At 45.0% G+C, this 14,467-nt stretch carries 15 protein-coding genes and 1 pseudogene; 6 read left to right on the forward strand and 10 right to left on the reverse strand.

What is annotated here, in order from left to right; all coding sequences use genetic code 11:
* A pseudogene (locus Q0C29_RS09830) lies at positions 1-375 on the forward strand (AAA family ATPase); the annotation flags it as partial.
* Between the two features lie 42 nt (positions 376-417).
* Complete coding sequence (locus Q0C29_RS09835) at positions 418-639, forward strand: hypothetical protein (RefSeq protein ID WP_292000487.1); 222 nt, start codon at positions 418-420, stop codon at positions 637-639.
* A gap of 16 nt (positions 640-655) precedes the next feature.
* Here Q0C29_RS09835 and amrS read toward each other — a convergent pair whose 3' ends face one another.
* Positions 656-1,786 carry an AmmeMemoRadiSam system radical SAM enzyme gene (gene amrS, locus Q0C29_RS09840; protein ID WP_292000488.1) on the reverse strand — a complete coding sequence of 377 codons (1,131 nt, stop codon included), beginning with the start codon at positions 1,784-1,786 and terminating at the stop codon, positions 656-658.
* Between the two features lie 255 nt (positions 1,787-2,041).
* Between amrS and Q0C29_RS09845 the strand changes: the two genes are divergently transcribed.
* Positions 2,042-2,611 carry a YbhB/YbcL family Raf kinase inhibitor-like protein gene (locus tag Q0C29_RS09845; protein ID WP_292000489.1) on the forward strand — a complete coding sequence of 190 codons (570 nt, stop codon included), beginning with the start codon at positions 2,042-2,044 and terminating at the stop codon, positions 2,609-2,611.
* A 20-nt stretch (positions 2,612-2,631) separates the two neighbouring features.
* Here Q0C29_RS09845 and Q0C29_RS09850 read toward each other — a convergent pair whose 3' ends face one another.
* Genes Q0C29_RS09850 through Q0C29_RS09865 form a run of 4 tightly spaced genes read right to left on the reverse strand, consistent with a single transcriptional unit; the run spans position 2,632 to position 6,709 of the window.
* The gene (locus tag Q0C29_RS09850; protein WP_292000490.1) at positions 2,632-3,141 is read right to left on the reverse strand and encodes a hypothetical protein; all 510 of its coding nucleotides are present in this window, start codon (positions 3,139-3,141) and stop codon (positions 2,632-2,634) included.
* Positions 3,142-4,212 (reverse strand): DUF58 domain-containing protein, encoded by a 1,071-nt coding sequence (locus tag Q0C29_RS09855; RefSeq protein ID WP_292000491.1) that lies wholly within the window; start codon positions 4,210-4,212, stop codon positions 3,142-3,144.
* A 15-nt stretch (positions 4,213-4,227) separates the two neighbouring features.
* Entirely contained in the window at positions 4,228-5,169 is a 942-nt protein-coding gene (locus Q0C29_RS09860; protein WP_292000492.1) for a MoxR family ATPase, read from the reverse strand.
* Complete coding sequence (locus tag Q0C29_RS09865) at positions 5,162-6,709, reverse strand: hypothetical protein (RefSeq protein WP_292000493.1); 1,548 nt, start codon at positions 6,707-6,709, stop codon at positions 5,162-5,164. Before Q0C29_RS09865 ends, Q0C29_RS09860 begins: the two co-directional genes overlap by 8 nt.
* A 7-nt stretch (positions 6,710-6,716) precedes the next feature.
* Between Q0C29_RS09865 and Q0C29_RS09870 the strand changes: the two genes are divergently transcribed.
* Positions 6,717-7,670 (forward strand): hypothetical protein, encoded by a 954-nt coding sequence (locus Q0C29_RS09870; RefSeq protein ID WP_292000494.1) that lies wholly within the window; start codon positions 6,717-6,719, stop codon positions 7,668-7,670.
* Positions 7,671-7,747: 77 nt separating this feature from the next.
* Here Q0C29_RS09870 and Q0C29_RS09875 read toward each other — a convergent pair whose 3' ends face one another.
* Together Q0C29_RS09875 and Q0C29_RS09880 are read right to left on the reverse strand one after the other, a co-directional pair.
* Complete coding sequence (locus Q0C29_RS09875; RefSeq protein ID WP_292000495.1) at positions 7,748-8,086, reverse strand: nucleotidyltransferase domain-containing protein; 339 nt, start codon at positions 8,084-8,086, stop codon at positions 7,748-7,750.
* Positions 8,055-8,459 (reverse strand): HEPN domain-containing protein, encoded by a 405-nt coding sequence (locus Q0C29_RS09880; RefSeq protein WP_292000496.1) that lies wholly within the window; start codon positions 8,457-8,459, stop codon positions 8,055-8,057. The genes Q0C29_RS09875 and Q0C29_RS09880 overlap by 32 nt, the downstream gene beginning before the upstream one ends.
* Before the next feature lie 116 nt (positions 8,460-8,575).
* On the opposite strand from Q0C29_RS09880, the gene Q0C29_RS09885 reads away from it, so the two are divergent.
* Positions 8,576-9,049 (forward strand): PaREP1 family protein, encoded by a 474-nt coding sequence (locus tag Q0C29_RS09885; protein ID WP_367173680.1) that lies wholly within the window; start codon positions 8,576-8,578, stop codon positions 9,047-9,049.
* A gap of 68 nt (positions 9,050-9,117) precedes the next feature.
* Here the strand turns inward: Q0C29_RS09885 and aroC are convergent, their stop codons facing one another.
* The 3 genes from aroC to glmS all read right to left on the reverse strand — a co-directional run bounded on the left by aroC (position 9,118) and on the right by glmS (position 13,242).
* Entirely contained in the window at positions 9,118-10,215 is a 1,098-nt protein-coding gene (gene aroC / locus Q0C29_RS09890; RefSeq protein WP_292000498.1) for a chorismate synthase, read from the reverse strand.
* An 80-nt stretch (positions 10,216-10,295) separates the two neighbouring features.
* A complete protein-coding gene (locus tag Q0C29_RS09895) occupies positions 10,296-11,369 on the reverse strand; it encodes an NDP-sugar synthase (RefSeq protein ID WP_292000499.1) in 1,074 nt (357 codons plus the stop codon).
* 46 nt (positions 11,370-11,415) lie between these two features.
* Positions 11,416-13,242: a glutamine--fructose-6-phosphate transaminase (isomerizing) gene (gene glmS, locus Q0C29_RS09900; RefSeq protein ID WP_292000500.1), complete on the reverse strand. Its 1,827-nt coding sequence runs from the start codon at positions 13,240-13,242 to the stop codon at positions 11,416-11,418.
* A 204-nt stretch (positions 13,243-13,446) separates the two neighbouring features.
* On the opposite strand from glmS, the gene Q0C29_RS09905 reads away from it, so the two are divergent.
* On the forward strand, positions 13,447-14,148 hold the full coding sequence (locus Q0C29_RS09905; RefSeq protein ID WP_292000501.1) for an HAD family hydrolase: 702 nt from the start codon (positions 13,447-13,449) through the stop codon (positions 14,146-14,148).
* Positions 14,149-14,467 lie beyond the last annotated feature (319 nt).

A 14,467-nucleotide genomic window follows, 5' to 3' on the forward strand; every position in this document is an offset into this window, starting at 1 on the left:
TTGCTAAGGCCAGGAAGATTCGACAGAATAATATACGTACCACCACCAGACAAGGTTAGTAGGTTTGAGATACTTAAGGTGCATACTAGGAACGTGCCCTTAGGTAAGGATGTGGATCTATGGAGGCTAGCTGACCTACTTGAGTACTACACTGGGGCTGACATTGAGCTACTGGTTAGGGAGGCCGCATTAATGGCTCTTAGGGAGGATCCAAACGCAACTGAGGTCAATATGGAGGACTTCTCTAAGGCTATGAATAAGATTAGGGCCACCTTAACGCCAGAAATGATTAAGTTCTATGAGTCATGGTGGGACAGGTTTAAGACGAGTCAAGTTAGGGTTAGGGAGCAGAGGAAGGCTGAAATATTCATTTAATCTGCAAAACCTTTAATAAGCCTTATTTTTCACTAGGCTTGAATGAGTAAGCCATCATTCCCTCTTCACTACGTTATATACCAGTACCTTAAGATGAAGAAGGAGTCGTCGATTAAGGATTTAATGCAGGCTTTAAAGGCGTTCGGCTACGAGAATGTGGATGAGAGTGAAGTACTTAAGGTGTTGATGAGGCTTGAGTTAAATGGCCTAGTGGCTGTTAGCACTGATAGGAAGTATAAGTACTATATTAGGCTTAGGCAGTGATTACGTTGAGTTTAACTTAGTGAACCCCCTTTAACCTACCCTTGACTGCTTCAACGTCTGACTTAGTTACCTTAGTGTACTTGGTGAATAGGTGAATTGGAACGTAGGCAAACCTATCCTCCCTCCATGTTGGCCAAACCTTACCATCAATAGCTATCTTAGCTCCACAGAACCTGCACCTATTATCCTCAGTTAAGTTAACTTCAAGTATCTGGAATCCATTCCTCCTAATCACTACGTTACCGCAGTTGGGGCAGTAGGTGTTCTCAAGCTTATGACCTGGAACATTACCTAGGTAAACGTACCTAAACCCCATCCTTCTTGCTAATTCAGCATGCTTCTCAAGGGTCTTAACTGGAGTTGGCGGTAGGTTACTGAGCTTGTAGTCAGGGTGGAATCTGAGGAAGTGTATTGATACGTCTGGTCCCAGGTAATCCATGATTCTCTTAAGCATTTTCTCCGCGTCCTCAAGCTTATCCCCAATCTCAGGAACAACCAAGTCCGTTATCTCAACGTGAATCCCCTTATCCCTCATTTCCTTAATCGACTGGAATATTGGTTCAGGGTCAGGAACCATTGAGTACTTCCTTAAAAACTCCCTATTCGCATTACCCTTAATGTCAACTGTGGCGGCATCAAGAAACCTTGATAAGTAGTCAACAGCCTCATCAGTTAAGAAACCATTGGTGACGAAAGTATTGAATAAACCCCTCTTCCTAGCCAATAAACCAACGTCATGGGCAAACTCAGCGAAGACTGAGGGTTCATTATAAGTGTACGTTAAGCCCTGCGCCCCATAGCTCTCAGCGAGTTCAATAATAAGTTCCGGCGTTACCTCAAAACCCTCCCATAAACGTCTTTGGCTAATGTCAAAATTTTGGCAGAATTGGCAAGCCCAGGAGCAGCCATAGGTGGACATTGATAAGACACTTGAGCCTGGGTTAAAGTGGAAAAGAGGCTTCTTCTCAATAGGGTCAACGGCTATTGCTGATAATTTACCGTAAACAACCAGGAATAGCTTACCACCGAAGTTAGCCCTAACCCCACAGAACCCAACCTGCCCATCATTAAGCCTACACCGCCTAGCACAGGCAGTGCACATAACCACTCCTCCACCTAAATCACGCTGTAGTTCAGCCTCCTTCACACTTAACTAACTACCATAAGGGATTAATAAATCGTTCTGGCTATCCTCCCTATCCCTAGAAGGGTGGTTTAGCCCCTCGCTTGCGTCATCATTGGTCACGGCTGGGTGGTCAAGGTGGGCAGCAAAAAGTCATGGTGTAGACCAGTGGCTGAGAACTAAAATAATTATTAAGGATTAGTAAACCCTCGTCTATGAATGACGAAGCTTTAAGTACGGTCGTAAGGTATTAAAAGCTGGAATTGGTTAAAGTTAAGGATGAGAATCAAGCACCTCCTAATCCTGGTTATGGCATTAGCGGTGGCGTTAGTAGTAGTGGTAATGTTTAATGAAGTCTCTGGAGGTAAAGTTAACGTTTATGAGCCTAACCTTGGTTTAGGGGGATTCAGCATTAAGGTACCTATTTATGGAAATGGATCAACCATACCTAGTTCATACGCCTGCAATGGGGTTAACTTCACATCCTCACCACCCGTAATCATAAGCAATATTCCCCCAGGCACTAAGTCACTCATGGTTATTATGATTGATGTAGACGCCAACATGTTTATACACTGGGCCCTAATAAACGCACCACCAGTATCACTAATACCACCCAACCTACCTCACTCATTTAATACAAGCTTCGGTGAGCAGTTGATTAATGACTTCGGTAATGTGGGCTTCAATGGCCCCTGCCCACCCAGTAGGCACACGTACATTATCATAGTCTATGCCCTAGACTCCATGATTAACATTAAGGGTGGTAAGTACACTTACGTTCAATTAGTGGGTATGATTAAGAACCATGTTTTAGCCACTGCCCTATGGATTGGTTACTACGGTTAAGAAGAACGAGGACCATTAATTCATGGAGGCGAACTACTAATACGGCTAAGCCATGCTCTTAATAAAACGTAATTCACCATAATCATGCTCACGATGGTTAACATCATTGAGTCCAAAAATGATATGCTTAAAATTTGGCCACTGGTTAAGGGTATTAGGCTAACCACGTAGTCAACAAGCGGCTTCCAAGCATCCGTAATGTAGTAAAGTGTGAATAGGGCTATGGATAAGGCCATGTTGAGGACCATGGTTAATTTACCGGCCTTAGTGAGTCTTGCAATGAGTAGTGAAGCATACAGTAATTCCTCAATTACACCTAGGATTAGTGGTAATGTATACTGCGATGAAAGTAAAACTAAGGGTAGTAGTGAAGCTAGGCTAAGTGTAACGTATTCGCAGTATCTGGGCTTAATAATGAGCAGGAGCGGTAGTAGTGCAGCTAGTGGTATCAATGGTAAGTAGCCGGTAGTTACTATTAGAGCCATGCCGATAATAATCATTAAAATCAACGTAAGCCTGCAATTATCCATTTAAACCACCAAAGCCTCAATACCCCTCCTCCTCAATTGAATAACGTAATTAGCCTTCTCACTAGGTATTATTGCTAAGTGCCCTGCAGCGTTAATTATGAAGTAGTCCCACCCCTCCTCATTGAGCTTAGGATTAGGGTATATGACCCAGGCGGCTTCATCACTCGGTACATTAATTAACCTACTCAGTCTCCTAACCTCATCCTCATCCCTAGCCCATGAGTAAGCATCCACGAGCAAGCCCTCAATAAGGGGTACTTCACCCATACTTACGTTCACGCTCTCCGATATACCTGGTCCAATTAAAAGAACCCTAATTAACCCATGTTGCCTAGCCAGGTTCTCAAGAGCCATAAGAACCCTATCAATAGGCCTATCCTCATCCCCAATTAATAAATCAGGCAGTGCAGGTATAGATACTGTTAACCTAGTCGCCTCCTCGCTGTAATCCTTAGCTATCAGTGAATTAACCTTGGCTGATGATGGCCAATGTATCCTCGAAGCGGGCTTAGAGTAATCATACTCAATAAGCCCCCTATACTCCTCAGCTCCAGTTTCAATAAGCCTTGAGACCCCGGCTTCAGCATCCTTTAATGGCCCTGGCAGAACCATTACTGTTGCCTTCAATTGTTGGAACCTAGATAAGGATAATCCAGTTAAGGAATCATGCGTGATTAGTAGGAAGCCAAGCAACCTAGCCACACCACTCCACTTGAAGATTAACCCATCACCCTTAACCACCACATGCTTCGACACAATAGGCTTCACTTCAATACCAACTGGAGCCTTAACACTAATGCCCTCACCCCTATGTATTGCGTGGGCTGGAAGGTCAACTTTAATGCTCCTTAACTCCACCGTGCGTGACACGTACCATGAGAGTACGTAGGATGTGTAGAAGAGTAGGGCTAGGGAAGCTACTGTGGTTAATTGGGGTACACCATTTATGAAGCCTACGTAGGATACAATAACCATCACCAGTGGTTGAGCCACAGCCCTAACCTGGTCAATAACCTGGCGCCTGGTTACTACCCTTAACGCTGCCTTTAACTTACCTAATACACTTACCACAGTATCTTACCCTTCCTATTTCCTTATTAAACTAGCCTCAGGGGTTTCAACACCCCTTAATACGTCTTCAATAACCTTCTCGGGGCTAACTGATGAGGAGAAGATCCTGTGGGCTAACACGTATGGTGCAACCTTAATTACGTCCTCAGGAATCACGTAATTCCTCTCATGCATTAAAGCCCAAGCCCTAGCTAACCTACTGAGCATTTGAATAGCCCTAGTACTGGCTCCAAGCCTAACACCCTTATACTCCCTAGTTGCCCTCACCACGTTAACTATGTAGTTAGCCACTGGGCGAGTTAACTTAACCCCATCAACCTGGTCAATTAACTTGATTAATTCATCTATTGAAATAACCTGCCTAACTAATTCAACCTTACCCAGGTTAGTGTTCATGCTTATTTGAATCTCCTCATCGAAGCTTGGGTACGTTAAGTAAATCCTAGTCATGAACCTGTCCAGTTGAGCCTCAGGAAGAGGGTAAGTGCCGCTTAATTCCCTTGGGTCCTGGGTTGCAATAACCATGAATGGTTTAGGTAATTTAAAGGACTTCCCACCAATGGTAACCTGCCCCTCCTGCATGGCCTCAAGTAAACCAGCCTGAGTCTTAGGTGGGGCCCTATTAATCTCATCGGCTAGCACTATGTTTGCGAATATTGGCCCAAGCTTAACCTCGAAGTCATTTACCTTAGGGTTATAAACCACTGTACCAACCACGTCACTTGGAAGTAGATCTGGGGTAAATTGAATCCTACTGAAGCTTAGGCTAAGGGTCCTGGCGAAGGCCTTAGCTAAAGTTGTTTTACCAACCCCCGGTACACCCTCAAGTAGGACGTGGCCGCTTGCCAGTAGTGTCGCGAACATTACCATGGCCTCCTCCTCATAACCAATAATAACCTTAGATAACTCAGACAGCATCCTACTAAGCACCGTACCCACTGCTTGAGTATCACTCACCGTAAACACCCCTCGTGGTTAGGTAAAGGTATAGGTAATAAATTAGTAACGCCGGTAACACCAGGAGCGTGCTCACGCCAACGTAGTTGATTACACCATACTTAGTGAGTAATGCCCCTAACCCACCACCACTTGATGACACTGGTAAACCCCTGTAGGGCTTGAAGTCGATCCAACCACCGTAGTAGAACTCAACCCAAGGCAGGTAACCGTACTCCAAGTACTCCCCATCATACTTAACAGGTATTGTGCCTAAAACAACCCTAGCCGGATACCCTGAGGCCCTGTAAAGATACATGGCTGCGGCGCTAGCCACCAATGGACTCCATGGGTAATTCAAGGCGCTGCTTAAGGCTGCTTGAGTAGTCTCATTCCTAAATAACCTAAGTATGGCAGTAGCCTCCTCCATGGGTGTTGTGGCGTTCACCATTATGGGTAATTTAACGATGGATCTATACAGGAGCGCGTATGGGTCATTAATAACGGTAGGTTCAACACCAGTAACCCTGCAGACTTCAACACCATACCCTACCTCACTTACCGGGTTACTTACCGCAAGCACCTTACCGGGTTCAATTAGGAGTAGCTTAGATGAGGGGTTAGTGTACTTAACCTCAATGTACCGTGCAACCACGAATGATCCATTATCATTAACGGGCACTGGTATTGGTATTGCGGTTTCAGGGTGAGTGAAGTAGACGATTACATTATACACCCTGCAGTCGGTTACATTACCTGTAAACATTACTAAGGTATAGGGTGTGTCCTCGAAGGAAACTATAGGCTTCAACGTGTAGTTAAGGCTATAGCCCTTAGTTACATTATCAAACACATAGAACCTAAGGTAAAATGGTATGCTTGACTCAACCTTAGCCACCAATTCAGCTGACTTAGTGATTAGCAGTACGCTTGTTGGAAAAGCATTCCCAAGCCCCAACCCACCCCCGTAAGTGTACGTGTTGAAAACCCCACTGAAGTTTACCTCAAAGGGTATTGGTGTGGAGCCATTGAGTGTTAAGTTAATTGAGGTTAAGTTACGCACCACAGACGTATTGCCACTTAACCTAGCAGTAATGAGGCAATTAGTCCCAATAATGAATGTACCCGTATACCCTGCCCCCACTTGAACTGTGGCATTACTGCCCTTACTCGGTATGCTTACTGTAAGCAGTACCATGGGGCAGGTCATTGAAGCTTCATTAACCGTTAAGTTACCTGTGACGCCAACTACTAATCCATTGCTCGTTGAATTAATGAAGTAAGCCTTATTACCAAGAATGTACATTTTACCGAAGGCCCCCTCGCAGTAAGCTTCACCAAGTCTCATGAACTCCTCAGCGTAGTTACCTAGCAGCGTAACATTGTATACGTTTAAAACACCCTTAACTGGGGTTAACCTAAAGTTAGTGCCATTAAGGGCCATGTTGATTATTGTATTGTTTAGGTTAGGAACCATTAAGCATGATGCGTTCCCCATAATGGACAATAAGGCGTAAGTCATGAGCTTTAGGGAAAGTAATATTAACACCGCCTCAGTCACCTAATGTGTGAACATTAGGAAAGGCTATATATACTTTATTACAGTGGCGCTGATAGTCAGTGTAGTCGCCTCGCCGCTTCTGATGCCTCAGAATGAGACTAGTATAGCGTTAACACCCCTTAACTACTCCATTATCAGGTTCATTCCCCTAAACGTTAAGTACAATGGCTCCCTGGGGGTTCTAATTTTAACGGAGCCGATGGTCTCAAGCCTAATTAATGAGGCTCAAGTCCACTCAGCAATCAACACCACCCAGGCAATGGAATTTAGCGGATTCCTGGTGCTTAATAACAGGCCCTACTTAGCCTACGGTGTAATAGAGGTTAAGCATGAGGCCGTGGGCTTAACAAGGCTAGTAATATACATTAGCATAGCCTCACCCCTCAACCCCATTCAACAATCCCAAAGCCCTCAGGTTAATCAATCCTCACCCCCCAGTTCATTAAACGGTACGAGTGAGGAGTTAGTTAACCCCCTAGGTCCCATTAACCCCTACGTTAACCCTTATCTTGGTAATACAACAATGATTGGCCGCTTCATACCACCTGGTATAGAAAGGCGTGGTGAACCTTACGTTAACACTTCCGCTACTGTGACTAGTACGGTAAATAAAGTGGTTAATGGCTTCACTTCACCAGAATTAATAATACTACCTGCCCTGGCGTTAATTTCCGTAGCCCTCATTATCCTATCCATTAGTGAATTAAGGACTAATGAGGACTGCGCAGTCAATGGAATGAGGAGGGTGGTTAATAGGCTTAACAGGTTCCTTCAAATATATAAGCCTGACTTAACTAGAAGCGAACTATTGAAGTACATATCCTACTACACAAGCGACCGTGAACTAGTGCTTGAGGTGATCTCAACCTACGAGAGACACGTATACGCTGGGGAACCCGTAAACTGCAGGGAGTATAATAAGGCTGTTAAGGCGCTTATCAGGATGATTAGGAGAATGTAATAAAGTGAACAATGATCTACGTGTTCCCACATAATTCATGTATCCTCAAGTATATTGCAGCACCTGAAATGATGCGATTAACCCAGTATCTTGATCCAATACTTGGAAGCGTCCCTTAACACAACACTGTGTTGAATCTGCTCTAGGAACTCCCGTGGCGTTAACGGTATGACTTCAATAAAGTGCTTAAGCCCAAGATCCCACTGGATCTTATTAAGAACATCAAGCCTCTCTAGGAATCTCATCCCCTCGAAGTCCTCCGAAACTATGACTAAGTCAACATCACTTGTCCTTAACCAATCACCCCTAACGAAACTACCAAATAAGTAAGCTTCCCTAATCCTAAACCGTTCATTAACTTCCCTCAGGAATGATTCAACGTCCTTAAGAACTTCCCTCGGTATATTGTTTAACATACTCAACCACCCTCCTCGCCAGCTCTAAAGCCCTCCTTGCCTCAGCCTCATCAACAGACTCACTTGGTAATCCTCCGGCTGCATCAGGGTAGCATGTAACCGTGTAGTACTTATTCAATACGTATAATTGTCGTTCAAGATCACTTGGTAACGTGAAGCCTGACTCCTTAAGCACTCTGTATAATTCAGTAATTGTATGGATCTTCGGTGGATCCTCCCTACGTACGATGAAGAATAATGCTTTAAGAGCTTCCTCAACAGCCTGATGTGCGTGAAAGGCAACCCTAAACCACCTACTAGCCTTAAGCATTATATCAGCGTCGAACAAATCCTCCTCAGCAGCCCTAATCCAAAGTAAAGCCTCTCTACGCATTACGCATCAGTGTGTCTAGGGTAGATTAAAAATTAGTGCTCTTTAACGTTCACACTAGTACGAATTAATCATCACTAAGCTTAATAACTAACCGAGCTAATTTAGTAATTGTGGAGATACCTAAGGAGTTAATAAGAATAATTGAGGAGAAGGGTATTGATGTAGTCGACTTAGTACTAAGTGCAATATCGAGAAGTGACCCATCTGAGAGCATAAAAATAAGGCTAGACTTAGCTAGGAAATACATGAGTGAGGCTAGAGAGTATTTAGTTAAGGGTGATGCTGTTCAGGCTAGTGAGAAGGCGTATAAGGCTGCTGAGGAGGTTATTAAGGCATTGGCTGAGAAGTATAATTTACCGGAATACCAAAACGCCTTAAAGGAAGGAAGATGGTACATCTACCAGTTAAGTTCCGTGGTTAATAAATTATCAGGGGCACTGGGTAACTGGGTAATAAGTGGCTGGAGTAGCGCTTATTTACTTCACGTGTGGGGTTTTCATGAAGCTAAGTTATCTGCAGATGACGTAACCGGGTATATGAGTGAGGTTGAGAAGATGATTAAGGAGGCTGAGAAAATACTAGCACCTTAATGGCTGACTAGGGTTTATTCGGGAAGGAGTTACATGAATCTCTCATGCCTCTGAACCTTGTCTTAAGGTTATTTCCTCACGATCCTGGGTATTAGGCCTGCCCTTATAGCGTGATCCACTAGGATTATTGCCGTCATTGCCTCAGCGGCTAGGATTGCCTTCGGGGCAGTGGATACGTCATACCTGCCGGTGAAGGTTATTGAGACTTCAGTCATCTTCTCAAGGTCAACGGTTCTTTGAGGCTTCCTAACGCTTGGAGTTGGCTTAAAGGCTACTCTAAACCTAATTGGTTCACCAATACTCATACCACCTAGTAGGCCACCAACCCTATTAGTCTCAAGCCTTGGTTTACCATTCCTAAGCACTATTTGGTCATTAGCCTCACTCCCCCTCATCCTAGCCAGCTTAAAGCCTAGGCCGAACTCAATACCTGTGGCGCTTGGTATCGACATCACTGCTTTGGCTAAGTCAGCCTTAAGCTTATCGAACACTGGTTCACCAAGCCCTGGAGGCACCTCGGTGGTTAACACTTCACCAATACCCCCAACACTATCCCCCTCTGTGGCTGTTTTCACTAGAACCTCTGTAGCCTTCTTAACCGCCTCATCATCAATCATCGGCAGGGGCTTCTCCCAAGACTTAACAACATCATTGAAGGTGTAGTCATCCCTACTTATTGACACACCCCCAAGCTCAATTAGGTGGCTTGAAACATTAACGTTAATCACCTGGTTAAGTATAGCCTTAGCCACAGCCCCAGCGGCAATCCTAGCTACAGTCTCCCTGCCACTAGCCCTACCCCCACCCCTAAAGTCATAGAGCCTACCGAACTTCAGGTACCAGGCTAAGTCAGCGTGACCTGGCCTAGGCTTCATCCAAATATCCATGTAGTAGTCTGACTTAGCCCTCCTATTCCAAATCACAATAGCCACCGGCGTACCGGTGGTTAACCCATCCTTAACCCCTGAAAGTACCTGAAACTCCTCATCCTCACAGCGGGGATTTAGTACTGGTATGTGGCAAAACCTCCTCCTGTTAAGCTCACTCCTAATGTAATCCTCACTCAACTGAACCCCGGCGGGAACCCCATCTATGACTACGCCTAATGCTGGTCCATGGCTCTCCCCGAAGGTTGTTACCTTGAAGGCTACTCCAATACTACTCACAGTGACGTATTAGTCTCAGGGATTTTAACAACTGCGTGTTTGCATTAAATAATTAAACAGTCTCAGTTGGCTCCCTCCTCTTAACCGTAATGCGTGAGAGGGTTAATTAACTCCCCTGGTTTAACCACGCTGCCTGGCTTAATGACGCTATTAGCCCCAACCCTAGCGCCCTCGCCTATTACTGCCCCAATCTTCCTATCCACCGTTGTTGTTAACGTTACTACGCCTGGCTCCACCACAGCCTTAGGTCCTATTAATGAGGCGCCTATGAATGATCCCCTACCTATTGTTGCCCTAGGCCCCACTATTGATTCAGTAACCTCGGCATTAGCGCCTATTACTGCCCCCTCCTCAATGGAGGTGTAGTTCCTGAGCAATACCCCTGTCCCCACGTAGGCCCCCCTACCAACGTAAACTGGTCCCCTTAGCGTGCAGTTATGGTCAAGGGTGGCTTCATCATCAATAACCACTAAACCCTCTATTGACGCCTTTGGTGATACCTTAGCCCTAGTGGATATTGTGGATTCCCTTAAACCTGAGAGCAGGTTCCTAGTTAAGTCAAGTAGACTCCATGGTGAGTTAATCCTAGTGAACCAGCCATCCCACAGGTGAACCCCAGCCTTAATGCTACCCCAGTTTAATTCACCACCGGCATCAAGGGCATCGGGCTCAATAGCCATTAATTCTAGGAACAAGTAACCAGGCCCCACACCACTACCTAAGCCCATAACCTTACCCTCACCGTTAACGTTAACCCTTACCCCACTTGACGTATCTTCAACGGCGGTGACGAGAATTGTTGCATCGTAACCCATTGATAGGTGCGTGTTGAGTAAGGCCTCGTAGGCTTCCCTTGGGACATAGTACTCAGTTGAAGAGAAGACTACAGTGGACCCTCTTGGGGCTTCCTTAACCATTGATGTTAAGGTACCCCAGTAATCCTTAGTTAGTTTACTTACCTCAACCCCATTAACGTTAACATTACCTTCAACAGCCGCAATCACCCTAAACGCACCGATTGACCTTAAATTATCCACAACATGCGCTAGGAGTGGTTTACCCATAACGTTAACCATGGGCTTCGGTTCATTAGACAAGCTCCTTAACTCGCTACCATTAGGTGCAATAATTACACCTACTAAGTTCCCCCTCATTACGCATTAAGTCCCCTAAGTCTTAATAACATTTAGCCCCCTTAAACTACTCTACGGTAACAGTCTTAGCGAGGTTCCTCGGCTTGTCAGGGTCATAACCCCTTAATACTGCCGTGTAGTAGGCTAGTAATTGAAGCGGTATGGATTGAATAATGGTGAGTAGGTAAGGTGAGGCATCGGGTGTTTGAATAACCTCGGTAAAAACCTTACCTAACCTGGCGTAGTGCTTACTTGGTAAGATACCTATTGTGTAAGCTCCCCTAGCTGCCATTTCCATGACATTACCCTCAAGGGGGTCTAGGTAATCATCATCAGCGACAGTGAATATTACTGGGAATCCCTGGTCAACAAGGGCTATTGGCCCATGCTTACTCTCACCCGCTGGGTAAGCCTCAGCATGGACGTAGGCTACCTCCTTCATCTTAAGCGCCCCCTCCATTGCTATGGGTAAACCAATCCCCCTGCTTAGGTAATATGCGCTTGCTTTAACCTTAACCTTATCAGCAATGTGCCTAACCCTAGCCTCAACGTTAATCATGGTTGCGTTAACCAGGTCAGGTGCCTGTTCAAGTTCACTCATTATTAGGCTGTACGTCTCCTTACCTATGCCCCCATTGTATAGTGCGGCATTAGCAGCTAATGCCGTGAGTATCATTAACTGAGCTGTGAAGGTTTTAGTGGCTGCCACACTAATTTCAGGCCCGGCACTGGTGTATAATTGGTAGTCGCTTTCCCTAGGTATTGTACTATCAACCACGTTTGAAACAGCCAACACCCTAGCCCCCCTCTCCCTAAATACCCTTGCTGCCATTAGCGTGTCTATTGTTTCACCAGATTGAGACACAGCCACAAGCAAATCACCCTCCCTAACAAGCCTAAGGTACTTCCTGTATTCGGATGAGTTGAAGACATGCGTGTCTAAGCCAGCTAGACCTGCCAATAGGTAATCCAAAACTAACCCAGCATGGTATGAGGTACCACTGGCCGTTATGAAGACCCTCCTAGCCTCAGTAATAATCCTACTCAGCTTACTAACGTAACCCATGTCTAATCCAGCCCAAGTCTCCCTAAGAGCCTTAGGTTGCTCATGAATCTCCTTAAGCATGAAATGCGGGTAACCCTCCCTACTTGCCGCCTCAGGACTCCAATTAACTACCCTAACCCTACCTTCCACGTTAACTGGTTCACCGTTCCTCTCAATGTAAATGCCGCTTGGTGTTAAGTAACCGTACTCACCATCATGTAGTGTTATGACCCTGTTAGTGTAGCTTAGGAATGCAGGTATGTCACTTGCCAGGAAGTTGAAGCCTTCACCCACCCCTATTACTAATGGGGAAACATTCCTGGCGAAGAAAACCCTATCAGGTTCACGGGAGTAGAGTAGGGCTATTGCGTATGAACCCTTAAGTCTCCTAATGGTTTCCCTTAAGGCAACCAAAGCCGGTAAACCAGCCTTAACGTAGTCCTCGAACAAGTGCGCTATTACCTCAGTGTCCGTGTCACTAATGAACCTATGTCCCCTTGCTATTAACTGCTCCTTAAGCTCCTTGTAATTAGCTATGATACCATTATGGGCAACAGCAACCTCACCAGTGCAGTCAACGTGTGGGTGGGCGTTCTCGTCACTTGGCTTACCGTGGGTTGCCCACCTGGTGTGACCAATGCCGCTTAAGCCATCTAATGCAGTGAAGTTAACCCTAGCTTCAACCTCATGAATCTTCCCCTTACCCTTCCTAATAATAATCCTCCCAGCACCGGTCACTGCAACCCCAGCTGAATCATACCCTCTGTACTCAAGTCTCTCAAGGCACTTCTTAAGCACCAAACCAAGTCTCTCACCGACACCACCAGCTACACCTACAATACCGCACACGCGTCACCTACTGGTCTATGGTAATTTAAACTATGCCTACTTGAGTTAAACTAGTTAGTTTAATAAACTCCTAAGCCCTTAAACCAAGGATGATGAGTGGGAGACCTCGCCGGATTGGTGGCGAATTTGCCGAGTGCTGACGTTTACTGTCTTAGTTTTATTGGGGGAATAATTTTATAAATTAAGCCATCAGTGATCTAACGTATGGTAGTATTATTCATGGAGGTTATGGATACTTTAGCGAGCCTAGAGGGCTTTGCTCAGGAGATGGCTTCACTAATTAAGAGGGAGGTTGATATTAAGGCTAGTGAGGATGAGGTTGCTGCATTAATAACCAACGAGTGGTCAAGCAAGTATAATCAACTAGTTACCTCAGGTAACTATAGGTCACTTAGAAGCCTAGCCAGGGAAGTTATGCTGGCGGTTGTTAGGAAGTATTCCCTAGGCCTAGGTGGTAGGGAGCTTGAGTATTGGGGTGACGCATTAGCCAACGCCTTCGTAACCGTGGCCAAAATCTACAATGACGTTGAACCAGCTTTAAACGAATTAAGTAACCTTGGGGTACCAATGTACATATTGACTAACCTTGATAATGATATAGCTAAGAAGATTCTGCTAAAGAATGGTCTCCTAAGGTTCTTTAAAGGTGTCATTAGCTCAGACTTAACGAGAGCTGGTAAGCCTAATTCAAGAATATTCAACGCCGCATTGTATAGGGCTAAGGTAAGTAAGGATGAGGCATTAATAGTGAGTGGGCTCATTGAAGACATAATAGGAGGTAAGCTAAGTCAAATTAGGACCATTTTCGTTAACAGAAGGCAAGTTAACTTAACAGTTAAGCCCGACTACATCATAGGTAACTTAACTGAGTTACCTAAGCTACTGAACAGCATAAGTAATCCTTAAGCATTGTTTAACGCCTTAATGGTTCATATGGTTGAATGAGGCACTAAGTATTCTAGCTACTAAGTTCTTACACACTTAGCCTTAGTGAATAAGATTAAGGGATTAGTCTGCACTATACTACTAGAGTTTAACTAACACGTTCACAATTGTTGATTCCGCTAATGCAATTAGGGCTCATGCCGATGTTAAGATTAGGCAAGCCTGCTCAGGGGTTTTAAGCCTAATAAAATATAGGGAACTAGGCTTTAGCGAGGTATGGTGGGCGTTGAGGGTTGTTTTTAGTGTTTGATTGCTATTGTTTTTACTTGCCTGTTCCCGT

It is taken from the genome of Caldivirga sp. (genome assembly GCF_023256255.1).
Taxonomy (GTDB): domain Archaea; phylum Thermoproteota; class Thermoprotei; order Thermoproteales; family Thermocladiaceae; genus Caldivirga.